This window comes from Pseudoduganella sp. RAF19, from assembly GCF_052114165.1.
Taxonomy (GTDB): Bacteria; Pseudomonadota; Gammaproteobacteria; order Burkholderiales; family Burkholderiaceae_D; genus Rugamonas.
On sequence record NZ_JBFREF010000010.1, the window covers coordinates 121,662 to 145,275 of the forward strand.

Annotated in this window: 28 protein-coding genes; 11 read left to right on the plus strand and 17 right to left on the minus strand. The window is 61.5% G+C overall.

Annotated elements, in window-relative coordinates:
• Window positions 1-151: 151 nt before the first annotated feature.
• The 6 genes from adk to AB4Z19_RS25255 form a co-directional block, all read right to left on the minus strand.
• A complete protein-coding gene (adk, locus tag AB4Z19_RS25230; RefSeq protein ID WP_442028756.1) occupies window positions 152-808 on the minus strand; it encodes an adenylate kinase in 657 nt (218 codons plus the stop codon).
• Window positions 809-927: 119 nt separating this feature from the next.
• Window positions 928-1,677: a 3-deoxy-manno-octulosonate cytidylyltransferase gene (gene kdsB / locus AB4Z19_RS25235; protein ID WP_442036436.1), complete on the minus strand. Its 750-nt coding sequence runs from the start codon at window positions 1,675-1,677 to the stop codon at window positions 928-930.
• Window positions 1,678-1,680: 3 nt separating this feature from the next.
• A complete protein-coding gene (locus tag AB4Z19_RS25240) occupies window positions 1,681-1,857 on the minus strand; it encodes a Trm112 family protein (protein WP_442030010.1) in 177 nt (58 codons plus the stop codon).
• On the minus strand, window positions 1,838-2,935 hold the full coding sequence (lpxK, locus tag AB4Z19_RS25245; protein WP_442030011.1) for a tetraacyldisaccharide 4'-kinase: 1,098 nt from the start codon (window positions 2,933-2,935) through the stop codon (window positions 1,838-1,840). The genes AB4Z19_RS25240 and lpxK overlap by 20 nt, the downstream gene beginning before the upstream one ends.
• On the minus strand, window positions 2,935-3,357 hold the full coding sequence (locus AB4Z19_RS25250) for an ExbD/TolR family protein (protein WP_442036506.1): 423 nt from the start codon (window positions 3,355-3,357) through the stop codon (window positions 2,935-2,937). Before AB4Z19_RS25250 ends, lpxK begins: the two co-directional genes overlap by 1 nt.
• Before the next feature lie 19 nt (window positions 3,358-3,376).
• Window positions 3,377-3,982, minus strand: a complete 606-nt coding sequence (locus tag AB4Z19_RS25255; RefSeq protein ID WP_442023811.1) for a MotA/TolQ/ExbB proton channel family protein — start codon at window positions 3,980-3,982, stop codon at window positions 3,377-3,379.
• A gap of 966 nt (window positions 3,983-4,948) precedes the next feature.
• Between AB4Z19_RS25255 and xseA the strand changes: the two genes are divergently transcribed.
• The 3 genes from xseA (at window position 4,949) to sodB (ending at window position 8,030) form a co-directional block, all read left to right on the plus strand.
• Window positions 4,949-6,286, plus strand: a complete 1,338-nt coding sequence (gene xseA, locus AB4Z19_RS25260) for an exodeoxyribonuclease VII large subunit (protein WP_442023813.1) — start codon at window positions 4,949-4,951, stop codon at window positions 6,284-6,286.
• Between the two features lie 66 nt (window positions 6,287-6,352).
• Window positions 6,353-7,372: a LacI family DNA-binding transcriptional regulator gene (locus AB4Z19_RS25265; protein ID WP_442023815.1), complete on the plus strand. Its 1,020-nt coding sequence runs from the start codon at window positions 6,353-6,355 to the stop codon at window positions 7,370-7,372.
• Window positions 7,373-7,451: 79 nt separating this feature from the next.
• Window positions 7,452-8,030, plus strand: coding sequence for a superoxide dismutase [Fe] (gene sodB, locus AB4Z19_RS25270; protein WP_442036438.1), 579 nt, complete (start codon window positions 7,452-7,454; stop codon window positions 8,028-8,030).
• A gap of 97 nt (window positions 8,031-8,127) precedes the next feature.
• On the opposite strand, the gene AB4Z19_RS25275 is transcribed toward sodB, so the two are convergent.
• The 4 genes from AB4Z19_RS25275 to AB4Z19_RS25290 form a co-directional block, all read right to left on the minus strand.
• Entirely contained in the window at window positions 8,128-8,532 is a 405-nt protein-coding gene (locus AB4Z19_RS25275; protein WP_442023819.1) for a VOC family protein, read from the minus strand.
• 165 nt (window positions 8,533-8,697) lie between these two features.
• Entirely contained in the window at window positions 8,698-9,519 is an 822-nt protein-coding gene (locus AB4Z19_RS25280; RefSeq protein ID WP_442036440.1) for a hypothetical protein, read from the minus strand.
• A gap of 54 nt (window positions 9,520-9,573) precedes the next feature.
• A complete protein-coding gene (locus AB4Z19_RS25285; RefSeq protein ID WP_442023823.1) occupies window positions 9,574-9,831 on the minus strand; it encodes a hypothetical protein in 258 nt (85 codons plus the stop codon).
• Window positions 9,828-10,079, minus strand: a complete 252-nt coding sequence (locus AB4Z19_RS25290) for a hypothetical protein (protein WP_442023824.1) — start codon at window positions 10,077-10,079, stop codon at window positions 9,828-9,830. Before AB4Z19_RS25290 ends, AB4Z19_RS25285 begins: the two co-directional genes overlap by 4 nt.
• A 126-nt stretch (window positions 10,080-10,205) precedes the next feature.
• On the opposite strand from AB4Z19_RS25290, the gene mgrA reads away from it, so the two are divergent.
• Window positions 10,206-11,243: an L-glyceraldehyde 3-phosphate reductase gene (mgrA, locus tag AB4Z19_RS25295; protein ID WP_442036442.1), complete on the plus strand. Its 1,038-nt coding sequence runs from the start codon at window positions 10,206-10,208 to the stop codon at window positions 11,241-11,243.
• On the opposite strand, the gene AB4Z19_RS25300 is transcribed toward mgrA, so the two are convergent.
• The 3 genes from AB4Z19_RS25300 to AB4Z19_RS25310 are packed head-to-tail and all read right to left on the minus strand — an operon-like array spanning window position 11,212 to window position 13,363.
• Complete coding sequence (locus AB4Z19_RS25300; RefSeq protein WP_442036444.1) at window positions 11,212-11,727, minus strand: hypothetical protein; 516 nt, start codon at window positions 11,725-11,727, stop codon at window positions 11,212-11,214. The genes mgrA and AB4Z19_RS25300 overlap by 32 nt on opposite strands.
• Window positions 11,727-12,620 carry an SDR family oxidoreductase gene (locus tag AB4Z19_RS25305; protein WP_442023827.1) on the minus strand — a complete coding sequence of 298 codons (894 nt, stop codon included), beginning with the start codon at window positions 12,618-12,620 and terminating at the stop codon, window positions 11,727-11,729. The genes AB4Z19_RS25300 and AB4Z19_RS25305 overlap by 1 nt, the downstream gene beginning before the upstream one ends.
• 11 nt (window positions 12,621-12,631) lie before the next feature.
• Window positions 12,632-13,363, minus strand: coding sequence for an SDR family oxidoreductase (locus AB4Z19_RS25310; RefSeq protein ID WP_442023829.1), 732 nt, complete (start codon window positions 13,361-13,363; stop codon window positions 12,632-12,634).
• A gap of 100 nt (window positions 13,364-13,463) precedes the next feature.
• On the opposite strand from AB4Z19_RS25310, the gene AB4Z19_RS25315 reads away from it, so the two are divergent.
• Entirely contained in the window at window positions 13,464-14,360 is an 897-nt protein-coding gene (locus tag AB4Z19_RS25315; protein ID WP_442036446.1) for a LysR family transcriptional regulator, read from the plus strand.
• Window positions 14,361-14,425: 65 nt separating this feature from the next.
• Here AB4Z19_RS25315 and AB4Z19_RS25320 read toward each other — a convergent pair whose 3' ends face one another.
• Window positions 14,426-14,821: a hypothetical protein gene (locus AB4Z19_RS25320; protein WP_442023833.1), complete on the minus strand. Its 396-nt coding sequence runs from the start codon at window positions 14,819-14,821 to the stop codon at window positions 14,426-14,428.
• A gap of 158 nt (window positions 14,822-14,979) precedes the next feature.
• Here AB4Z19_RS25320 and AB4Z19_RS25325 point away from each other — a divergent pair, with 158 nt between their 5' ends.
• Genes AB4Z19_RS25325 through AB4Z19_RS25350 form a run of 6 tightly spaced genes read left to right on the plus strand, consistent with a single transcriptional unit; the run spans window position 14,980 to window position 20,530 of the window.
• Window positions 14,980-15,243 (plus strand): DUF4148 domain-containing protein, encoded by a 264-nt coding sequence (locus AB4Z19_RS25325; RefSeq protein WP_442023835.1) that lies wholly within the window; start codon window positions 14,980-14,982, stop codon window positions 15,241-15,243.
• A 9-nt stretch (window positions 15,244-15,252) separates the two neighbouring features.
• Window positions 15,253-16,686: an efflux transporter outer membrane subunit gene (locus AB4Z19_RS25330; RefSeq protein WP_442036448.1), complete on the plus strand. Its 1,434-nt coding sequence runs from the start codon at window positions 15,253-15,255 to the stop codon at window positions 16,684-16,686.
• Between the two features lie 48 nt (window positions 16,687-16,734).
• On the plus strand, window positions 16,735-17,232 hold the full coding sequence (locus tag AB4Z19_RS25335; RefSeq protein WP_442026326.1) for a MarR family winged helix-turn-helix transcriptional regulator: 498 nt from the start codon (window positions 16,735-16,737) through the stop codon (window positions 17,230-17,232).
• Between the two features lie 7 nt (window positions 17,233-17,239).
• A complete protein-coding gene (locus tag AB4Z19_RS25340) occupies window positions 17,240-19,462 on the plus strand; it encodes an FUSC family protein (RefSeq protein WP_442026325.1) in 2,223 nt (740 codons plus the stop codon).
• On the plus strand, window positions 19,452-19,652 hold the full coding sequence (locus AB4Z19_RS25345; protein ID WP_442026324.1) for a DUF1656 domain-containing protein: 201 nt from the start codon (window positions 19,452-19,454) through the stop codon (window positions 19,650-19,652). Before AB4Z19_RS25340 ends, AB4Z19_RS25345 begins: the two co-directional genes overlap by 11 nt.
• 11 nt (window positions 19,653-19,663) lie before the next feature.
• Window positions 19,664-20,530 (plus strand): efflux RND transporter periplasmic adaptor subunit, encoded by an 867-nt coding sequence (locus AB4Z19_RS25350; RefSeq protein WP_442026323.1) that lies wholly within the window; start codon window positions 19,664-19,666, stop codon window positions 20,528-20,530.
• A gap of 28 nt (window positions 20,531-20,558) precedes the next feature.
• Here the strand turns inward: AB4Z19_RS25350 and AB4Z19_RS25355 are convergent, their stop codons facing one another.
• The 3 genes from AB4Z19_RS25355 to AB4Z19_RS25365 all read right to left on the minus strand — a co-directional run bounded on the left by AB4Z19_RS25355 (window position 20,559) and on the right by AB4Z19_RS25365 (window position 23,567).
• A complete protein-coding gene (locus tag AB4Z19_RS25355) occupies window positions 20,559-20,870 on the minus strand; it encodes a hypothetical protein (protein WP_442026322.1) in 312 nt (103 codons plus the stop codon).
• A gap of 3 nt (window positions 20,871-20,873) precedes the next feature.
• Entirely contained in the window at window positions 20,874-21,533 is a 660-nt protein-coding gene (locus tag AB4Z19_RS25360) for a thiol:disulfide interchange protein DsbA/DsbL (protein ID WP_442026321.1), read from the minus strand.
• A 102-nt stretch (window positions 21,534-21,635) separates the two neighbouring features.
• Window positions 21,636-23,567, minus strand: a complete 1,932-nt coding sequence (locus AB4Z19_RS25365) for a TonB-dependent receptor (RefSeq protein ID WP_442026320.1) — start codon at window positions 23,565-23,567, stop codon at window positions 21,636-21,638.
• Between the last annotated feature and the right edge of the window lie 47 nt (window positions 23,568-23,614).

The following is a 23,614-nucleotide window of genomic DNA, read 5'->3' on the forward strand; positions in this document are numbered from 1 at the left end:
AACGGCCAGGGGGCCGTTCATGGCGGATCAATGATCCGCCCTACATGTTGTCGCGGCCATTTCGGGGCCGCACCCGGGGCGCGTCGTAGGGCGGATCATTGATCCGCCGCTGCGGGCGCAAATGGAAAGCGGGCCGAAGCCCGCCTGAGTATTAGCTCGAAAGCGCCGCGAACGCGCGGTCGCGGATTTCTTCGACAGGGCCTACGCCCTCGATTTTGCGATACTTCGGCGCGCCGGCCTGGCCCGATTGCGCCCAGTTGTTGTAGTAGCCCAGCAGGACTTCGGTCTGGTTGTGGTAGACATCCAGACGCTTCTTGACCGTTTCAGGCTTGTCGTCGTCGCGCTGCACCAGCGCTTCGCCGGTCACATCGTCCTTGCCTTCTTCTTTAGGCGGATTGAATTTCACGTGATAGGTACGGCCCGAGCCTGGGTGGCAGCGGCGGCCGGACATGCGTTCGATGATCTGTTCATCCGGCACGTCGATTTCCAGCACGTAGTCCACGGCCACGCCGGCGTCCTTCATGGCGTCAGCTTGCGGAATGGTGCGCGGGAAGCCGTCGAACAGGTAGCCGTTGGCGCAATCCGCGTCCTTCAGGCGCTCTTTCACCAGGCCGATGATGATGTCGTCGGAAACCAGCTGGCCAGCGTCCATGACCTTCTTGGCGGCCAGACCCAGTTCGGTGCCGGCCTTGATGGCGGCACGCAGCATGTCGCCGGTGGAAATCTGCGGAATGTTGTACTTTTCCTTGATGTAGTTGGCTTGGGTGCCCTTACCGGCGCCGGGAGCTCCTAACAGAATGAGACGCATGAAATTTCCTAAAACAATAATAATTAGTATGTGGTCGCCTTGACTACCTTGCTACGAAACTTACCACAAAAGTCTGGCGAAACACCAATTTGAATCCAAATTGGCTGTTGATTATTCGACTACTTGTAGTGGCGGCGCACCCGCTCCAGGTCTTCCGGCGTATCGACACCGGCAGCCGGCGCGGATTCCGTGACGTGCACGGCGATCGAATAGCCATGCCACAGAACGCGCAGCTGCTCCAGCGCTTCGATGCTTTCCAGCGGAGAGGCTTCCAGTGCCGGGTAGGCCTGGAGGAAGTCGTTGCGGTAGGCGTAAAGGCCGATATGGCGCAACGGGGCATAGCCGGCGGGCAGCGCATCCTTCGATTTAGCGAAGGCGTCGCGTGCCCAGGGGATGGTGGCGCGGCTGAAATACAGGGCGCGGCCCTGCTTATCCAGTACGACTTTCACCACGTTGGGATTGAATACATCCGCCACGTCATGCAGCGGGTGGGCGCACGTGGACATCGGCACGCCGGCGCCAATTCGGGCGGCGGCGGCTTTCAGCAGCGCGGGATCGATCAGGGGCTCATCCCCCTGAAGATTGACCACCACCGCATCCAAAGGCAGATTGAGTTTCTGCGCCACTTCGGCGATGCGATCGGTGCCGGACGGGTGGTCGGCCCGGGTCATGCACACTTCCACGCCATGCTGTTCGCAGGCGGCTTTGATGTCTTCGTGGTCGGTGGCGACGATGATGCGGCTGGCGCCGGATTCGGCGGCGCGTTCGGCCACGCGCACCACCATGGGCTTGCCGCCCAGGTCAGCCAGCGGCTTGTTCGGCAGGCGGGTCGAGGCCAGGCGGGCCGGGATGATGACGATGAAGGACACTAATTACTCCGTGCTGTCCTGCAGGGTACGCGCCTCGTCGGCCCACATGATCGGGATGCCGTCGCGGATCGGGTACGCCAGGCGGTCGCCACGGCAGATCAGTTCCTGGTTTTTCTTATCGTGTTCCAGCGGGCCTTTGCAAACGGGGCAGACCAGGATATCAAGCAGACGTGCATCCACGACATTTCTCCACAATTTGATCAGCCAGCGCGCGGTCGATGCGAGCGCTGACCGGAACGACCCAGATTCTCGGATCGTTGCTAAGTTCTTCAATTTGCCGACATTTTACTGCATCCTTCTCGGTGACCAGAATAATGTCGGCTTCCAGCGACGCGAAGGGGCGGTCCTGGAAATCATGATGGTCGGGCAGAGGCAATTCTTGCGGCCGCAGTCCGGCGCCGCGCAGCATGGCAAAAAATCTACCCGGATTGCCAATCCCCGCCGCTGCGACGACCTTGCCGCCACGCGCCGCCAGCTCGCTCAGCGCCACGCGCTGCGTCCGGTCATTCAGCTTTTCCGCCACATCGCCCGCCAGCACCATCTGCACCGGCGCAGCGCCTCCGTGGTGCGGCAGTACGGCGGCGGCACCAGTCCGGCCGCCAGGCCCTGCGGCATCCGGCGCAACCGTGGCAGCGAGGGCGGCAGTCAGCTCGGGCGCATTCACGACCGTGAAGTCGCGCCGGCGCGATGGGGGTTCGCGCAGGGGGCCGGCGGGCAGCGTCCAGCCGTTGCCGACGCCGCGGGCGTCGAACAGGACGATTTCCACATCGCGGGCCAGCGCGTAATGCTGCAAGCCGTCGTCGGTGACGATGATATCCACATCGGGACGCGCCGCCAGCAGCGCCCTGCCCGCTTCCGCCCGGCGCCGGCCGACCATGACCGGTGCGCCGGTACGGGCAGCAATCAGCACCGGCTCATCGCCGACTTCGGAAGGCGCCGAAGACGCCGTCACCAGCTGCGGCGCCGCCGCCGAACTGCCAAACCCGCGCGAAATCACGCCCGGCGTATAGCCCGCTTCGCGCAGGGCCTCGACCAGCCAGATTGTCAACGGCGTCTTGCCGGTGCCGCCGATGAAGATATTCCCAACCACGACCACCGGCACAGGCAGCCGCTCGGCGTGCGACACGCCGGCGGCATACAAACCGCGGCGCAGCGCGGCGAGGGAACGAAAGACAAGGGAGAGCGGCCACAGCGCACAAGCCAGTGGCCCGCGCCGCAGCCATTCGCGGCTGAGCGTGCTCTCCAGCGAGGAGGACATTATTTCGCCTGGCCGGTCTGCGCAGCGAAGGTCAGCTTATCGAAGCCCGCAATGCGTGCAGCCTCCATCACATTGACCACCATCTGGTGCATGGCGAACTGGTCGGCATTGACGATCACCACCGGATGTTCGCCCGGCTTGGCAGCCGCCTTCAGGTGCTCGGCAAGACCCGCCACGTTCTGGAAGGACACCGGCTCGTTATTCACCGTGTAGTTGCCCTTGGCATCGACCGTGACGTTGATCTCGGCCGGACGCTCGATCGCCTTTTCGGCGTCAGCGGTCGGCAGCGTGATCTGCAGCTCGGTGAACTTGCTGTAGGTCGTGGTGACCATCAGGAAGATCAGGATCACCAGCAGCACGTCGATAAACGGAATCAGGTTAATTTCCGGATCTTCGCGCTTCTGTCCCCTGCGGAAATTCATGGCCATTCAGTTGCTCCGCTTACTTGCGCGAGTTATGGACGATGTCCACAAACTTCACCGCCTGCTGCTCCATCTCGATGACGAAGCTGTCGACCAGGGCGCGGAAGTGACGGTAGAACACCAGGGTCGGCATCGCGATCGCCAGACCGAAGCCAGTGTTGTACAGGGCGACCGAAATACCGTGCGCCAGCTGGGCCGGATTCGCGCCGGAAGAATTCTGCGAACCGAAGATTTCGATCATGCCGACCACCGTACCGAACAGGCCCATCAGCGGCGCCAGGGTTGCGATGGTGCCCAGTGTGGTCAGGAAACGGTCCAGGGTGTGCGCCACACCGCCGCCCGCCTCTTCGATGGATTCCTTCATCACGTCGCGCGGCGCATCCACATTGCGCAGGGCCGCTGCCAGCACCACGCCCAGCGGCGAGCTGCTTTCCAGCTTGTTCAGGATGTCAGAGGAAATATTCCCGCTGCGATAAACGCGCACAACTTCGTCCAGCAGGGTCGAGGGAATGATGCGGGACCGGCGAAGATACATCAGTCGTTCGATGATCAGCGCGGTGGCAACAATAGAGGCAATCAACAGCAGCCAGATAGGCCAGCCTGCGGCTTGGAAAATTGCGAGCAACTCGAACTCCTGTGGTTAGAAAGCTAAACGCGCAATGTATCGTGTTGGCACGTTGTCGGCAAGGGGTGTGCGAAACCCACATATTCTGTGGACAAGATTGTTGGCAAGCCAAGTATCTCTATGCTAGTCACTTGATTTTTAAGTGAATTTTTCTAATGCAAAATTTTTCATCAGCACTTTTTTGTCCATGAGACGGCCCAGTTTTTCACATATTCTGTGGACAAAATTGTGCAGAATGCCACGGCAAGCCACCTAAGCACTTGATCTGAAAGAGAATAATTCTCATGCGCAAAAAGTGCGCAGCGGGGTAAAACCGCAGTATCCGGACTTGTTCACTTCCCCACATATTCTGTTGATAAGATTGTTAGCAAGGCAGGTATGCACCATGCATATCCTTGATTTAAAAGAACTTTCTTACCGTGCGTAAAAATTTCGCATTGGCATGTTTTGCGGGGGTTTGCACGCTTCTGCACAAATTCTGTGGACAATATTGTGAGCAAGGGGCGTGACTGGTACTAAAGTCATTGATTTGAAACAAAAAAGTTCTTCCGCTCAAAAATTAAGCAGCGTTTTCGCGGTGGAGAACTCGGTGGCGGGACCGTTTCCATTGTGCGGACGCACATCGGGTTCTTCACAGCTTCTGTGGATAATATTGTTAGCAAGGCCCGGACGGGAGTGCCAAGTGCTTGATTTCTAAAATGAAAGTTACTATGCGAGAATTTTTAGCACGTTCGGAAACATGCCAAAAGAACTGCACACTTTCTGTGGATATCTTTGTGCGTAACAAGCAGTCGCAATCGCAAAGTGCTTGATCCATAAGGATATTTATAAAATGCCCGCTAATGTAGCACCTCGATTTACCGTTAATAATCAGGTGTTTACAAAAAATACTTGCGATATGAAGTTATATGTGACATAAGCATGACCGCCGCCGCCGCGTGTGGACAGCTTCAAGAATCCGGAACGATGAACACGACAGATCAAGCCCAGGTAATCACAGTTAGCGCCCTGAATCAGGCCGTTGCGCGCCTGCTCGAACGCAGTTTTCCACTGACCTGGATATCTGGGGAAATCTCGAATTTCACCCGCGCCGCATCCGGCCACTGGTACTTCACGCTGAAGGATGACGGCGCCCAGGTGCGTGCGGTCATGTTCCGCGGCCGCGCTCAATATGCCAGCTTCACCCCGCGCGAAGGCGACAAGGTCGAAGTGCGCGCCCTGGTCACACTTTACGGACCACGCGGCGATTACCAGATCAATGTAGAAGCCATCCGGCGCGCGGGTGTTGGCTCCCTGTTCGAAGCATTTCAGCGGCTGAAGGAAAAGCTGACGGCAGCCGGCCTGTTCGAGCCGGAACGCAAGCGCGCGCTGCCGATGTTCGCGCGCACCATCGGCATTGTGACAAGTCCGTCCGCTGCCGCCTTGCGTGACGTGCTGACGGCCCTGCGCCGGCGCGCCCCGCATGTGAACATCGTGCTCTACCCTACCCTGGTGCAAGGCGCGCAGGCGCCGGAACAGATCGTGTCCGCCATTAACACGGCTTCGCGCCGCGCCGAATGCGATGTGCTGATCGTTTGCCGCGGTGGCGGCAGCATCGAAGATCTGTGGAGCTTCAACGACGAAGCCGTCGCGTACGCGGTGGCTAACTGCGCGATGCCGGTGATTTCCGGCGTCGGCCACGAAACCGACTTTACCATTTGCGACTTCGCTGCCGACCTGCGCGCCGCCACGCCGACCGCTGCTGCTGAGCTGGCGGCAACGCCACAGACAGACTGGCTCGCTTCATTACGCGCCGATGTCACCGACCTGCGCCGCTCCATGCGCCGCACGCTGAGCGACGCTTCGCAAACCCTGGACAATTACACGCGCCGCCTGCTGAGTCCGACCGCGCGCATTGCCCAGCAGCGCATGCAGCTGCGTTCGCTGGCCAGCACCATGGTGCACGCCAACCGCGCGCCGGTGACGCAGGCGCGTCATACGCTGGACCGGCTAGCCGGCCGCCTCGCCGCACGGCGTCCGGAGGTAACGGCCGTGCGTGCCCAGTTGGGCGCCCTGCAGCACCGCGCCGCGATGGCAGCCGCCGCCCAGATCGCGCAACGACGCGAGGCCTTGTCTGCCCTATCAGCCCAGCTGGAACTACTGAATCCGCAGCGCACGCTGGAACGCGGCTACGCCATCGTCAGCGATGCCAAGGGCGCCGTGCTGCGTTCGCCGGACCAGCTGAAGCCACGCGAAACGGTGACGGTGCGCCTGGCCGAGGGCACGGCCGAAGTCGGCGTCGCTTCGGTACAGCCGCTGCTGTGACTAAAATTGAAAGCCCCGGTGATTTCAGGTAATCTGACTGAAAAGGATTTCACTACAGGACAGCAATTGGCAGAAGAAGAGAAGAATCCAGGTCCATCGACCCTGATCGACGTCGCGCGCGAAGCAGGCGTATCGCCCAGCACCGTATCGCGCATCCTGAATGGCACCGCCAAGGTGTCCGACGAAAAGCGCCAGGCCGTGCTGAAGGCCATTGCCCGCAACAATTTCGCACCGAACCTGATGGCGCAGGCGCTCAAAAAAGGCCGCACGCATACCATCGGCATCGTGGTGCAGGATATTTCCTCGCCCTTCTTCGACGAGATGCTGCACGGGGTGGATGACGGGCTCAAGGGTACCGGCTATGCCTCCGTGATCGTGTCCGGCCACTGGAATGCGGAAGAGGAAGCGGACCGTATCCGCCTGCTGCTGGCGCGCAAAGTGGACGGCATCGTGCTGCTATCGGGCCGCATGTCCGACGAAACCGTGCTGCAGTTTTCCGAGCAGCGCCCGATTGTTTCCACTGGCCGAAACCTCGACACCTCCCGTGCCCTCGGCTTCCGCCTCGACCACGAACGTGGCGCCTGGATGGCGGTGCGCCACCTGATCGAACTGGGCCACACCCGCATCGCTTTTGTGTCCGGACCGGCCAACCATGCGGACGCCATCGACCGTATGAAGGGCTACCGCCGCGCACTGGAGGAGTCCGGCCTGGAAGTCGATCCGCACCTGATCGTGGAAGGTAATTTCCATGAAAACAGCGGCCTGCTGGCGGTCAATCACCTGCTCGACACGCGCCAGCAATTCAGCGCCATCTTCGCCGCCAACGACCAGAGTGCCTATGGCGTGCGCCTGGCCCTGTACCGCAAGGGCATCCGCGTACCGGAAGACATTTCCCTGGTCGGCTTCGATGATTTGCCCGGCTCGGCCTACACCACGCCGCCGCTGACCACGGTCAAGCAGCCGCTGTACGAAATGGGCTTTATCGCCACCAACGCCCTGCTGCGTCTGATTCATGGCGAAGCGGCGGAAGCGCGCGTCCCGCCGGTTGAACTGATTGTGCGGGAAACAACTAGGCGCTACGCATAGCAGGCATTTGGCTGCCGTTATACAATGGTGGCCGTTTCGGCAAATATAATCTTTCGTCTCAACTAAAAGGAAACATTTCATGGAACATACCCTGCCACCACTGCCGTACGCAATGGACGCTCTGCAGCCGCACATCTCCAAGGAAACCCTGGAATACCACTACGGTAAGCACCATCAGGCCTATGTGACCAACCTGAACAACCTGATCAAGGGCACCGAGTTCGAAAACCTGTCCCTGGAAGAGATCATCAAGAAATCCTCCGGCGGCGTATTCAACAACTCCGCTCAAGTGTGGAACCACACCTTCTACTGGAACTGCCTGGCTCCTAACGCCGGCGGCGCCGCTACCGGTGCGGTGGCTGACGCGATCAACGCCAAGTGGGGTTCCTTCGACAAGTTCAAGGAAGAGTTCACCAAGTCCTGCGTCGGCAACTTCGGTTCCGGCTGGACCTGGCTGGTGAAGAAGGCCGACGGTTCCGTCGACATCGTCAACACCTCCAACGCCGCCACCCCGCTGACCTCGGCCGACAAGCCACTGCTGACCTGCGACGTATGGGAACACGCTTACTACGTCGACTACCGCAACGCCCGTCCGAAGTACGTTGAGTCCTTCTGGAACCTGGTGAACTGGGCCTTCGTGAACAAGAACTTCGCTTAATCGCGTTCCTGTCCGCCCCCCCAAAAAAAAGCCCGCTCGCGCGGGCTTTTTCATTTTGGGGTCAGGCGCTAAATGCGACATCAGCTCGCTTCGATGCTCATCGCTGCGCCACTTCGACTATCCAGTGCACGCCGAATTTATCGAACAGCGTGCAATAGGTACGCCCGCGCGTTGATGGCGGCAGCAAGCGTACCTTGCCGCCCTCGCCCAGCGACTGGGCGATGCGCTCAGCTTCTTCGCGGCTGTTCATGCGTAGCGTGAGCGATATGCCCTGGAACAGCGGCTCGCCGGTGCAGTGGCCATCGGACAGGTAAATCTCGGTGCCGCCAATCCGCAACGCGGCGCGCATGATTTTGTCCGCGAGCTCGGGCTTCAGGAATTGCGGATCGACGTTGCCGGCGAACGGCAGCTGGAACAGAACTTCGGCGCCAACGGCGTCGCGGTAGAAGGAGATGGCATCGGCACAGATGCCCTGGAACTGCAAGGTAGGTGTCATTTGCATTTCAAGTCGCTTTCATTGGATGGAACAACTGTGGCCCCACCGAGCGACTGTCATGCGCGATCAGCACTTCAGAAGTCAGGCCTCCATATCACTCGGCAGGGTAGTGAGTAAGTCACGATGCCCTCCTTTCTCAAGAATTGATCACGCGCCGAGTATATGCGAAAACTACTGCTTGTGCTCGGCGGATTTGCGCAATATTTCGGTAGCGTCCGTGGTGGCCTGCGCGAACTGCTGCGGCGTCAGGCGGGCCTTGATGACACTTAGCATGGATTCACTGACGGGCAACAACTCATCGGCGGGTAGACCATCCTGGATATAGAGCGTGCGCAGAGCCAGTCCATATGTCAAGGCTTGCAGATCGCTGACGCTCACCACCGTTTCGTTGAACATGTTCGCGTTATGCAGTTTCTGCAGGCTTTCCTTTTCACCCTCCGCCGCGCGCTCAGTGAGCATGGTCGACATACGCGCTTTCCACTCCTTGACGAGCGGATCGTCCGGGCGAGTGGTCAGTGCGCTGGGATCGCCAAACGGGCCTTCCTGTACCAGAGCGTAGGCGGCACCGGGGACGTGTCCCGCTGCGGCACGCTCGAGATAATCCAGCCGGTTCGCCTTTACCCGTTCGGATAGCGCCTCACAGCCTGAGGCCGTTAAGGCCCGCAACGACGCGGGCTTCCAGGTCGGGTACTCGCCATAGCGCTGCAAGGAGACGCAGCGGTAAATCAGGTAGTAGGCGTGATACGCATCCTGTGGATTGCCGCTGCGCGCCAGCCGCTCGACGAGTGCCTGCAATGGCTCTGGCGCGGCGCTCGTGGCCTGCTCCCGGGCAGGCAATGGCGCAAGTGCTGCCGCTTGCTTGTGCGAGGGCGCAGTCGCTGTCAGGGCAACGGACGTTTTTCCCGATTCGTCAAGCGAGAACCAGTACCACGCCGCAGTAGCAAAGACACCCGCAGCCGCCACCACAGTCCATTTGTTCAGCATTGCCGTCATCAGTCGTCCAGACGTGGGCGTGTGAGTTCGAAGGAACTGCGAATGTCAGCCTTGTTAATTGCGTTCAAACTGACTCCAGCGGTTGGCAGAACCTTCATTTTGAAGGGTGGCCTGTCGCGCTGATAGGCTTCGGAACTGCCTGACCTGCTGATCGGCACACGTCAGGGATTTCGTCCACGGTTCGATTGGCGCTGCCTGTGCGGTCTGCCAGACGGTCAACATGATCAATGCGGTCAGCTTTAACAAAGATTCCTCGCGTGCCAAGATCCAATGCTGCGAAACTACCAGAAAATGGTGGTCTGAAATGCTCACTTTGTCACTTGGGGAGCGGCAGGTGCGGCTGAAGCGCACACACAAGGCGCCGCGGCCGGCGGGCCGTACAGCTTGCCCATCGCCAGGAAAAGGCCGGCAAAGCCGACAAAGAGGCCAATCACGGTGGCTAGCGTCCAGCGCGCCACATCCGCACGCAGGGCTTCCATGTCCGCCTTGGTCGCCAGGGTTGGGATGATCGCTTCGAGCTTGGCCAATCGCTCGATTTGGTATGCGTCGTAATTGTCCATGGATTCAGCTTAGCGTCCACGAACTGAATTGGCGAACTCAGCAACATTTGAAACAAATTGATCGAGCGCAAAGAGCGCGCCTTCGCGCTATGATGATGTCCCCACCGTAATGCCAGGAGACTCCAGATGACTTACACCGCCTCGCGCCACCGTTATGAAGAGATGCAGTACCGCACTTGCGGGCGGAGCGGGTTGAAGTTGCCGCTGATGTCGCTGGGACTGTGGCATAACTTTGGCGATACAACCAGTCTGGCCATGCAGCGCGAAATGCTGCGCACGGCGTTCGATCTGGGCATCACCCACTTCGACCTGGCGAACAACTACGGCCCGCCTTACGGCAGCGCGGAAACCAACTTCGGCCACCTGTTCAAGCAGGACTTCACGCCATATCGCGATGAGTTGATCATCTCCACCAAGGCCGGCTGGGACATGTGGCCCGGCCCCTACGGCCAGGGCGGCGGCTCGCGCAAGTACGTGCTGGCGAGCCTGGACCAGAGCCTGAAGCGCATGGGCCTCGACTACGTGGACATCTTCTATTCTCACCGCTTCGACCCGGACACGCCGCTGGAAGAAACTATGGCCGCGCTGGCGCATGCCGTTCATCAGGGTAAAGCGCTGTACGTCGGCGTGTCGTCCTACTCGGCCGAGAAAACCGCCGAAGCCAAGCGCCTGCTGGCCGACTGGAAGGTGCCGTGCCTGATCCACCAGCCTTCCTACAATATGCTGAACCGCTGGATCGAAACGGAAGGCCTGCTCGATACGCTGGGCAACGAAGGCATCGGCTGCATCACCTTCACCGCGCTGGCGCAAGGCATCCTGTCCGACAAATACCTGAACGGCATCCCGCAGGATGCGCGCGTGAACCGTCCCGGCGGCGGCTCGCTGAAGTCCGAGCACTTGAGCGAGGAAAACCTGAAGCGCGTGCGCGCCCTGAACGACATCGCCAAGGCCCGCGGACAAACCCTGGCCCAGATGGCGCTGGCCTGGGTGCTGCGCGATCCGCGCATCACGTCCACACTGATCGGTGCGTCGAACCCGGCCCAGATCCGCGAAAACGTCGCGGCGCTGAAGAATCTCTCCTTCAGCGCCGACGAACTGCGCGCCATCGACGCGCAAGCCCAGGAAGGCAAGATCAATCTTTGGGCTGGCTCGTCAAAGCATTGAGCCCCGCGTAAAAGCCCGCGCCCTGCTGCAGATGGCTGCCGAAATCGAAACCGTCGGCCAGCATCTGCTCCAGGTCACGCCGCGCAATGCGCATCACATAGCTATGCTGGTTGGCGACCAGACGGCTGTCGGCAGGCGGCATGGCGGACGGCACACCGCCATACCATTTGCCGGGACTCGCATGCCCGGATGCAGAAACACGCCCCGCCTGCTCCACCTGCCAGCCGCCATCCAGCAGCACCCACATAAAGTCGGACGCTTCGGCGCCGTTGCTGATCTCCTGCCCTGCGCGCGCTTCCCATTCGGTTGAGTTGGCGATCACGTATTGCAGCTGCTCCTTACTCAGCGCCGTGAAAAACGGCGTGTGGCGCAGCAGATGCAGATAAGTCACAGACTGTTTCATTCCCTTCTCCTCGGCGCAGGCGCTCAGGCAGAAAGCCACCGCGGCGGCAACCGCAGCAACGGTGGCCAGACTGCGCAGCATCACGCGTTCACCTTCAGCAGGTCATCGATGCCAATGCGCTTGGCGAAGTGCTCGCGCACACGTTCCGCCACTTCAGTCACTTCGGCGGCGCCGTCGTCAATGAAGTCCACTACCGAGCGGAAGGGACGCTCACCATGCGGCAGGCTGACGATGCGTGCAATCTCTTCGCCCACTGCTGCCGGATCGGATTCCGGCGGCGACAGTTCGCTCAGTCGGGCGCCCACCTGGTCCAGCAAGCCGTCGTAGCGTGCATATGCGGCAGCGGTCGCTTCGTCCGCAGGCTTGCCTGCTTTGGGGAAGTGCTCCGTGCCCGCAGTGAAGGCACCCGGCACGACAATCGACGTCTCAATGCCAAAGCGCGTCAGTTCATACGACAGGCTCACCGCCAGCGAATCCATCGCCGCCTTGGCTGCCGCATAAGGGCCGAGGAATGGCGGGAAGCCGCCGCGTACCGTGGAGCTGCTAACCCACAGCACCAGTCCCTTGCCCTGTTCGCGCATCACCGGCAGCACGGCGCGGTTCACGCGCTGGGTGCCGAGGAAGTTGGTGTCGAAGACCTGCGAAATCTCTTCCGGCGTGAAGGCTTCGGTCGGACCGATCACCAGGTGGCCTGCGTTGTGCACCACCGCATCCAGGCGGCCACGGTCGGCCACGATGGATGCCACGGCGGCATCGGCCGATGCCTGCGACAGCACATCCAGTTCCACCACGCGCACATCGGCGCCGTTGGCGAAGCCCCAATCACGCAGCTCGCGCACCTTGGCGGCGTTGCGGCCTGCGATATCGCGCATGCTGGCGTAGACCACGTGGCCGGCTTTGGCGAGGGAACGTACAGTCAGTGCGCCGATGCCGGTTGCAGCGCCAGTAACGAGAACGACAGATTGGCTAGTCATGATATTTCTCCTTAGATGATGCCGCCGTTGGCGCGCAGGGTTTGTCCATTGATCCAGGTGTTCGGGGTGGCGAGGAAGGCCACGGCTTCGGCGATGTCGTCCGGTTTGCCGAGGCGCTCCAGCGGCGCCATCTTCGAGAAGGCGGCGATCTGCTCCGGCGTTTTCCCGTTCAGGAACAGGTCAGTGCCGGTCGGGCCAGGCGCCACGGCGTTGACGGCGATGTTGTTGCCGCGCAGTTCCTTGGCCATGATGTTGGTCATGACTTCGACCGCTCCCTTGGTTGCGCCGTACACGGCATAACCGGGCAGCGACAGGCCGATCACGCTGGTCGAGAAGTTCACGATGCGGCCGCCCTGCTCCAGGCGTTTAGCGGCTTCGCGCAGCGTGTTGAAAGTGCCTTTCACGTTCACCGCGAACAGGCGGTCGAAAGTGGCGTCGTCGGTGTCGGCCAGGTGCGGCAGGGCCGGCGGCATCAGGCCAGCGTTATTCACCAGCACATCCACGCGGCCGTAGCGGTCAATGGTGGCGTCGAACAGGCTGCGCACCGCGCCGCTGTCCGATACGTCGGCGCGCACGGCGAAGGCTTCGCCGCCCTGCTCCTTGATGGCGGCGACAACGCCATCCGCTTCCTCCACTGCGCCTGCATAGTTGATAACGACGGCATAACCTTCGGCAGCCAGACGGTGAGCGACGGCAGCGCCGATGCCACGGGATGCGCCAGTAACGATTGCGACTTGTTTCATGATTTTCTCCAAGTTGTTGAGTTGATGGGGACAGTTTCTTCCTTTTCTCCACTTGGATAAATGCGCTAAACTTGCGATAACTATTCAAAAATCCTCAATAATGGACCGATTCGATGCCATGCGGCTGTTCACCCGCATCGTGGAACTGCGCAGCTTCAGCAAGGCGGCGGACGATCTGATCCTGCCCGCCGCCACCGCCACGCACACCATCAAGCAGCTGGAATCACGTCTCGGCGTGCGCCTGCTGCACCGGACCACGCGCCAGGTCAGCCCCACGCTGGACGGTGAGGCCTATTACCAGCGCTGCCTGCGTATCCTGGCGGACGTGGAAGAAACCGAAGCGGGCTTCGGCACCAGTGGCGTGCTGCCAAAAGGGAAAGTACGGGTCGACCTGCAGGAAACGCTGGCGCGCCATTACGTGCTGCCGCGCTTGCGCGAATTCTTCGCGCGCTATCCGGACATCGATCTGGAAATCGGCATGGGCGACCGCTTTGTGGACCTGGTGCGCGAGGGCATGGACTGCGTGCTGCGCGTGGGCGAACTGAAGGATTCGAGCATGGTGGCGCGGCGTGTGGCCTCACTGGCGCAGGTGACAGTTGCTACGCCCGCTTACTTCGCGCAGCACGGCGAACCTTTAATGCCGGACGATCTGGCGGGCCACCGGGCTGTCAACTTCTACTCCAGTGCCAGCGGACGCATGCTGCCGTTCGAGTTTCGCACCAGCGACGGCATACGCACGCTGGACTTGCCGGGCAAGGTCGGCGTCATCAATGCCGAAGCGTATGTGGCGTGCTGCCTGAATGATCTTGGCCTGATCCAGGTGCCGCGCTACCACGTGGAAGACCAGTTGCAGAGCGGCGCGCTGCGTGAAGTGCTGCAAGACTTCGCGCCGCCGCCGATGACCGTGTCCGTGCTGTATCCCCACCAGCGCCAGCTCTCGCCGCGCGTGCGCGCCTTCGTGGACTGGCTGGCGGATGTGATGTCCGTGGCCCGTTAGGAAACCAACGGCAGAGACTGGTGTCTGCCACATCGTGGCAGACACCCTGGTTCACGCCTCGGGTTTTACGGGCCGCGTTCCACGTCGTCGCGTTCGCGCTTCGTGGTGAACGGCACGGTTTCGATGTGATCGACGCCGATGTCGGCGCCATCGGGCGCTACCGTGTCACGCCCGGCGGCAGCGCGTTCGCCGGTGCCGGTGGAATCCGAATCGCTGCTCAGGTTAGCGTCGCCGATGTCCGGGCCGGCCGTGCCATCCGCCAGGCCGGCTTCCGTATCGCCATAAGTGCCCTGCTCCAGTCCGGTGTCGATCTGCTGGGCGAGTCCGCTGTTGCCGGTGATATCGCTGCCGGAGTCCGAGGAGTCGCTCGGGCCGAGCGCCTCCGTACCGTGTCCTTTGTCGACAACCCGGTCGCGGCGGGCCGGCATATTGTCGGGATCAAGTGTGCTGCTGCCAGTCATGATGATTCTCCCAGATGCAAATACCGTAAAACGGCCTTGCATTTACTTTAACAAGTCACACGAAGCGAGGGCGCACACCTCGTATTTCTACGTATTTCATTTGTGTACTATTTAGGTATATACTGCTTTCATGCTGTTCACTTTCTAGGAGAATTGTCATGAACGCCGCACACCTGATCATTGCCACCCTGACCCTGTCCGCTGCCAGCGCAGCCTTCGCCGCCGAAGATGCGAGCGCCAATACTGCCGCCGCATCGTCCGCCCCGGTCGCTGCGACCGCCGTCGCCGCCACTCAGCAAGCCAAGGGCCTGACCCGCGAACAAGTGATGGCCGAGTTCTACGCAGCGCGCAAAAACGGCACCCTGATCCAGACCGAAGCCGATCTGGACGTGGCCCGGACCCAGAAGCAAACCGCCAAGTAAGCCTTGAAAATGCTGCGCCGCTTCGCACCCGCTACTTCCGCCGCTACGCTGGGTCTGGCCCTGGTGCTGGCGGGCTGTGCCGACATGGGGAACATCCATCCCGAGTCGCACACCCTGCCCGCCAACACGCTCAAGCCCGGCAGCGCGATCCACGCCGCCAAGCCGATGGCTTGGCCGACCGAAGCGTGGTGGGAAGCGCTGGGCGACGCGCAACTGAATCGCCTGGTGGAAGCCGCGATTGCAGACAGCCCTTCGCTGAAAGTCGCTCAGGCGCGCGTGCGCCAGGCGCAAGCCGTTGCAGGTATCGCTAAATCGGCCACCTTGCCGCGCGTGGATGCCAGTGCGTCGTCGGACCGCCAGCGCTTTTCTGCGCGCGGTACTGCACCACCGCCGCTGGCTGATAACTGGGCATGGCTGAACACCGCCACCGTGACCGGGTCCTACGACCTCGATCTGTGGGGCCGCGATCACGATCTGCTGGCCGCCGCGCTGGACGATACCCAGGTTGCGTCGGCTGAAGCGCAGGCAGCGCGGCTGGCGTTGGAAACGAATATCGCCCATAGCTACATCCAGCTGTGGTACGCGTATGAATTGCTGGACAGCGTGCACGACAGCCTGTCCCAGCGCGAGCGTATTCTCGACATCACCAAGCGCCGCCACGCCGCAGGCCTGGCCAGTGCGATCGACGTTACGACTGTAGAGACAACGCTGCCGGCAGGACGGCGCGAAGCGGAGCAACTGGAAGAGACGATTGCTCTGCTACGCAACCAGCTGGCAGCCCTGATCGGCAAAGGTCCGGGTGACGGAGAGACGATCACCCGGCCCAAGCTGACCCTGCATGGCAATGTGGGCCTGCCCAGCACACTCCCCGCCGAGCTGATCGGCCGCCGCCCCGACCTCGCCGCCCAGCGCTGGCGCGTCGAAGCGGCGGGCCACGACATCGAAGCGGCGAAGGCAGCGTTCTACCCGAACATCAATATCGTGGCGTTCGCAGGCTTGCAGTCGTTTGGCTTCAGCAAATTCCTCAACGCCAGTTCCAGCGTGCGTGGCATTACGCCCGCGCTGAGCTTGCCGATTTTTGACGGTGGGCGATTGCGCGGCCAATTGGGAGCGCAAACATCGAATTACGATGCCGCCGTCGAGCAGTACAACGCGACTTTGATCCGCGCACTGTTGGAAGTTGCCAACACTGTGACGCAGATGCAATCTAATGAAACGCAGCGCCAACTGGCCGATCAAGCACTGGCCACGGCACGCAATGCGCACAGCCTCGCGGATCGATCTTTCCGCGCAGGTATAACCGATTCGCTGACTGTGCTGTCTGCGCGACTCACTTTATTGAACGAAGAAGAGCAGGCGGCAAAGGTCGAAATGCAGCGTCTGGACAACTACGCGAGCCTGATGTCGGCGCTCGGAGGAGGCCTAAAAATGTCTTTACCTTAGGTCAACAATAGTAAAATTTGGCTTTCGATTGCACAGGAGTGACTGCACATGGGCAGTTTTGATGCCACCAACAAGCGCCTGAAGAATATTCACACGCGCATGCCGGGATTCCCGGAGGACCTGATGCGGTTGCTGCGCATGACGTACCACGTCCAGAAGCGCATGAAAGATCTGTCGAACGCAGTGCTGCGCAAGTATGACCTGGTGGATGCCAGCTATATGGTCCTGGCCGTATTGTACGGCTCTGAAAATGAAACATCGACTGCTTCGACTTTGGGCGAAGCGTGTATGGAAAAACCGGCGAACCTGACCAGGGTTTGCAACGATCTGGAATCGCAAGGCCTGATCACTCGCGGCAACCGTCCGGGCGACCGCCGCTGCGTGATGATTTCGCTGACCGATGCCGGCCGTTCGCTGATCGAACAGGTGATGCCCGAAGTCTGGGCGCGTACGACCCGAGCCTATGACGGCTACGATCCGGAAGATATCCGGGCACAGGAACAGCTGTTCAGAAGACAGCTGGATAACTTAGAACACAGTTTATAGAGCTATCATGACGCCCTCTCCAGCCACCGCCAAACCAAGCATCAAATCCGCGGCGGGCTGGGTGGGCAGGCAGGTCCTCGATTGGGCTGCCACCGACGGCGGGCGCTGGATGTTTGTAGCCCGTACGATGGTGGCGGCCTTTTCCGCTTTATGGCTGGCCTTCCGCCTCGGCCTCGATTCGCCCGGCACGGCGATGACCACCACCTTCATCCTGGCCCTGCCGAGCAGCGGCATGGTACTGGAAAAGGCTTTCTACCGTTTGCTCGGCACCATCGTCGGCTGTTCCGCCGCGCTGCTGCTGGTTGGGCTGTTCCCGCAGCAGGCGCCCTTGCTCTTTCTCGGCCTGGCGCTGTGGGTAGGCCTTTGTACCGCCGGTGCGGCAATGCACCGCAATCAGCAATCCTACAGCTTCGTGCTGGCGGGCTATACGGCCGTGATGATCGGCGTTCCTTCGCTGGACCATCCCACGGCCGTGTTCTCGCTGGCGGTGACGCGCGCCACCGAAGTAGGCCTGGGCATCATCTGCGCTTCCGTCATCAACGACGTGCTGTTCCCGCGCGCGCATGGCCCGCTGGTGATGCGCACGGTGCAGGCGCGCTTCGAAGGCTTCCTCGGCTTCTGCCAGAAGGTGCTGGAACATAAGCTGTCGCCATCGGAAGCGGAAGTGTCGCATCTGCGCTTTGCAGCCGACATCGCGGCGCTGGAGTCCGGCCGCGCGGCAGCCTTCTTCGAAGCGGCGCATGCGCGTTCGCACACGCGCCAGCTGCATGCCTTCAATGCCGCGTTCATGACGGCGCTGACCACCTTCTACACGCTGCACCGCCTGATCGACCGTGCGCGCTCGCAGCCTGATTCGCCGGTGCCTGGCCTGCTTGAACCGCTGCACCGCCAACTGGCGGGCGCCATGTCGGCCGCCATGGCGGCCGCACGCACAGCGGCGCCTGCGCCGCACACCGACGGCAGCCATGGCGCAGCAGCGGCCTTTGACGCACTGCGCCCGCAGCTGGCCGCGTCCATTGCCGATGCCCGCGATGCACTGGCGCTGGCCGATGCGGACTGCGATGCAGACACCTCGCGCCGCTGGCGCATCGATTTCGACACGGCCGTCGAGCTGCTGGAGCGCTTTGCCGGCAATATCGCCTCGTTCGCGGCGCAGTACGACGGCCTGGCGCAGCGGCGCCGGGTGCAGGTCAGCGAACCGCAAGCCTACGCACCCAAAACGCCGCCGGGCATTGTCATCGCCAGCGGTGTGCGCGCCGCGCTGATGCTGCTGGCCGCCGCGACGATCTGGTACTGGATGGTGTGGCCGCAGCTGGCCAATATGGTCGTGCTGGGCACCGTGTTCTGCGCGCTGGCTTCGTCCTCGCCGCGTCCAACGGCAATGGTGAAGCAGATCATGATCGGCTTCCTGGCCGCTTTCCCGCTGTGCTTCGTGTCCGAGTTCTACCTGGTGATTCAGGCAAACGATTACCCCATGCTGGTGCTGGCCGCCCTGCCCTTGCTGGCACTGGCGATGTGGCTGACGTCCGATCCGAAACGCGGCGGTATCGGCGTCGGCATGGCCTTGTTCACCAGCCTGTTCATCGCGCCAGCCAACCATATGAGCTTCGACGTGGGCGCCTACCTGAATGGCGCCATCTCGCAGATATTGGGTGTGCTGATCGCTTACGCGGCCTTCTCGGTGCTGCTGCCGGAGCACACCATGGGTAATCGCGAACACGTTGCTGCGGCCCTGTGGCGCGAGGCGCTGGACGCCTGCACCGCGCGCCTGTCCGGCAGCGCAAGCCGGCCTGCCGCCGTCGCGCAGTCCGCGCGCCGCCTGCGCCATCGCTTCGACAACCGTGTACGCGACCTGCTCAGCCAGCTCAATGCAGCCGCCGGACCGGCGCCCAGCACTGACGCCCGCGCCGTCGTGCGCCAGGGCCTGACCTTGCTGGAACTGGGCCACGCAACGATCGAACTGCGCGCCCTGCTGGCGACGTCCCAGCAGGGCCCCGTGCGCGAGGCGCTGCAGCGCGTCGTCGACAGCCTGGCCGCGCACCTGCGTGCACCGGAGCGCGTCTCCAGCACGGCCGCACAGGCAGCAATTCTGGCCGCCGGCCCGGTACTACGCGGCGCGCTGCCCGATGCATCAGCCGAGCGCCTGCCGCGCCTGCACACCGCACTGACCGATCTGCATTCCATTTACACATCCCTGCTCGACCAAGGAGAAACCAGCCATGCCGCGTGAACTGTCCGTGTTCGGCGTTCTGATCCCAACCGTTCTGCCGCTGTTCTTCGCCAGCCTGCTGCTGCAAGGCTTGCTGGATGGCGTGCTTGGCTACCTCGGCGTGTATCGCCGCCTATGGCACCCCGCGCTGGTGCGGCTTTCCCTGCTGGCCTGCATTTTCGGCGGCTTAATCATCAATCTCTATCAATAAGAAGACTCCCTATGCTGACCAAGATCTTCCGCTTTACCATCAGTGCCTTATTGCTGCTTGCCGCCCTGTGGGCCGGCAAAACGGCCTGGGACCGCTACGAGGAATCGCCATGGACGCGCGATGGCCACATCCGCGCCGACGTCATCAACATCGCGGCCGACGTTTCCGGCACCGTCACCGAAGTGCTGGTGAAGGATAACCAGTACGTGCAGAAAGGCGATGTGCTGTTCGTGATCGACAAGGAGCGCTACACCAGCGCCCTGGCCCAGGCCAATGCCGCGCTGTCCGCGCAGCAGGTGGAGAAAGGCCGCCGCAGCAGCGAAGCCAAACGCCGCGCCGCGCTGGGCAGCGACGTGATCTCCGCCGAGAACAAGGAAACGGCGGACTTCGCCGTCAGCAGCGCCACCGCCCAGATCGAGGCGGCACAGGCCGCGCGCAAGCTGGCGCAGGTCAACCTGGAGCGCACCGTGGTGCGCGCGCCGGTCAGCGGCTTCGTCACCAACCTGAATGTGCATGCAGGCGATTTCGCTTCCGTCGGCGCCGCCAAGCTGGCCCTGATCGACAGCGAGTCCTACTACGTCATCGGCTATTTTGAAGAGACCAAACTGCCCCTGCTGCAGCAAGGCGCCAAGGTCGATATGCAGCTGATGGACGGCGTGCGCATGCAAGGCCATATCGAAAGCGTAGCGCGCGGCATTACCGACCGCGACGCCACCACCGGCCGCGAACTGCTGGCCGACGTGAACCCGACCTTCAACTGGGTGCGCCTGGCGCTGCGCATTCCGGTGCGCATCCACATCGACAATACGCCGAAGGGTCAGGTGCTGGTGGCCGGATCAACCTGCACGGTGGTGATCGACGAGAAGAAGCACAGCTAAAGAAAAAGCCCGCGGTTGCGGGCTTTTTTTATCGCTGCGGCGAGGTATGCCACATGGCGTAAGCAAGATGTTCCCACCAGTGTTCGCGTGAATGGACACTGACGATGCAGGCCTTGTCGATCTCTTCGGGGAACACGCGATCGCGGCACTGCTTGTTGATCAGGGCATTGCGCTGGTTCTCCGCATTGATCAGGGCAATCGCCATCCAGAAGACGAGACCGCACAGCAGCACGATGAGCGTCCATGCCACCTGGTTGATGCGGGTGCGGTTGAACAGGCGCGATTCGTCCGGGATCGAATCCCGGTATGCCTGGATCACGTCTTCTTCACGATTTGCCATATCTTATTTCTTGCCTGCTGCGGCCTTGTTGACCAGGTAATCCATCACGACCAGGGTCTTCTGCTGGGACAGCGATTCCGGTTCGCCCGGACGGCCAGCTTGCGACGGCGAAGTCACATAACGGCCATCGATCACGATGGTCGGTGCGCTGTCGACCTTGTAGGAGTTGATCAGCTGGTTCGCACGCTTCATTTTAGACTGCACACCAAAAGAATTGAAGGCTTCCAGGTACTTGGTCTTGTCGATGCCTGCCTTGGTTACCACCTCAGTGATGGAGTCGTCGGTCATCAGGCGATTGTGCTCAACGTGGTATGCGCGGAACAGCTTGTCGTGCGCCTGGTCCACCTTGCCCATCGCTTCCAGGGTCAGGTAAGCGTGTGCCAGCGGGTCTTTCTCGCCGGTGCGCGGGAAATGCACGCGCTTGAACACGATCTTGTCGGCATTCTTCTTGACCCAATCAGCCATCATCGGCTCCAGCGCATTGCAGTGCGGGCAGGAGTACATGAAGAACTCGATCACCTCGACCTTTTTACTGCCGGTATCAGCGTGAACCGGAGTATCGAGAACCTTGTAGTCAACGCCTTGCTGCGGTTCCGCGGCATAGGCGCCGGCAGCAGTGAACATAAAGGCGGCGGAAGCCAGCATGAGACGCAGGAAACGCATATTCATCCTTCAGAATGGGTGGTAAACGCCGCGAGATTAACATTTTTTGGGGCGAAATGTCTCCCCCGCGGCGTTTTTAAGCCACTCTTAAGTGGCCCTCTGTCAGAAGTCGTAGCGGACCGACAGTTTCAGCTGGCGGCCGTCGCTCGGGTAAATGCCAGCGTTGCAACCGAAAGCGGCGGTGAAGTAGTGGCGGTTCGCCAGGTTGGTGCCCTGCACCGCAACCTCCCACTGGCCGAAGCGGCGCGCATAGCGGGCGTCGATGGTGGCGAAGGACGGGATGCGGCCCAGGCAGGTATTGGCGAAGTCCGCGCCATAGCGCTGCTGGTCCACCCACTGCACGCCCACATCGGCGGTCTGGCCATCGGAAGGCAGCCAGGCCAGGCGTGCGGTCACGATGTTCTTCGGCACCAAGACCATTTCATGGCCATCATTAGGACCATCGCGGAACTGGGCTTTCACGTGCTGGTAATGGCCGCTGACCTGCCAGTCTTTCGCCACGTTGGCGCTGGCGTCGAACTCGAAACCTTCACGGCGGGTCGGCGCCAGGTTGGTGTTGGCGCCAAACATGCCCGCGGTCGGATCGTAGAAGATCTCGTTGTTCAGGTTATGGCGGAACACGCGCGCATCCAGCTTGATGCCGGCCAGCGAGTAGCCGGCACCCAGTTCGACGTCATGCGAGGTCTGGGTTTTCAGCGGCTGGTTGAACACCGGCGTGAAGCCATTTTCGTCGGCGTTGGCGACGCGATAGCTCTGGCCGGTCTTGGCGTAGACGGTCAGGTTTGGCGCGGCCAGCACGCTGCCCTGCACTTCCCAGGCGTTGTGCGACTGGGTCACGTCGTACACGGAATTGAAGCCCAGCGGATCTGTCGCGACCTTGTCGAACAGCTCACGGCGCACACCAGCGGCGATACGTGGCAGATACTGGCCGCCAAACTTGATTTCGTCGCGCACGTAGAAAGCCTTGGAACGCTGGGTGGTTTCGTACGTGCCGTCGGTCACGCGGTTCCAGCGCTGGAAATCGATACCGGTCACCAGTTCGTTCAGCAGACCGTCGAATTGCGCCAGGTGGCGCACGCGTGGCGAGAACTGGGTTTGTTTGCTGTCGTAATGCGAGCTGAAAGTGCCGAAAGAGCTAATGTAGGTCGCTTCGGTGGTCTTCTTGCGGTGCGACAGTTCGGCAGCGATGTCGAAGTTGCCAAGCTTTTGCTCGTAGGTGGCGGTATAGCGATCGCTATCCAGCTTGCCGAAATCGTTCGGCGTGTCGGTATGGCGCGGATTGTTCTGGAATTCCAGCAGGCTCAAAGACCCGGCAAAGCGGTTGTCCTGGCGCGCGATGTCAGCGCGCACACCAAAGCGGCCGTACTCGGTGTTCCACTGCGCGCCGCCATTGAATTTGCTCTGCTTGAATTCGTTGTTGTCGCGGTAGTTGTCGGTGCGCTGATGGCCGGCCGACAGGTCCACTGCGAAGTCGTTCCATGCCTTGGCCACGGAGCCGCGCACTTCGCCAGTGGCGAACTGGCCGCCTTCCGCGTACACGGTGCCGCGCGTGGTGTTAGCTTCCGGACGCTTGGTGTGGATCTCGATCACACCGCCCGTTGCGCCTTCGCCGTACAGCACACTGGCGCCGCCACGCATGATGTCGATGCGCTCAACGGAGTCGATCGGAATGGTGGACAGCAGCGGACCATTCAGCTCATTCTCGGACAGGCGCACGCCGTCCAGCACCACCACCATATTCTGGTCGCTGTTGGTGCCGAAGCCGCGCAGGTCGAGGCCGAAGTCCGGGCTGCCGGTCAGGCTCTGGCGGCCGTACACGCCACCGATCTTGCGGATCGCCTGGTTCACGTCAGCCGCGCCGGCGCGGCGGATTTCAGCCGCGCTGATGGAGGTGGCGCCAATCGGCAGCAAGGCCGGATCGGCAGCGAAGCGGGAACCGGAGATGACAACAACGTCGCCTTCCGCGAACGCAGGCGCGGCAAAGCAAAGGGAAACGGCCAGCGCCAGCGCGCTGCGGGATGCAAAGGTATTCATGGACAAACCAGTACAGAAAAAGTATCCGCCTGCGTCCCCGCAGCCGG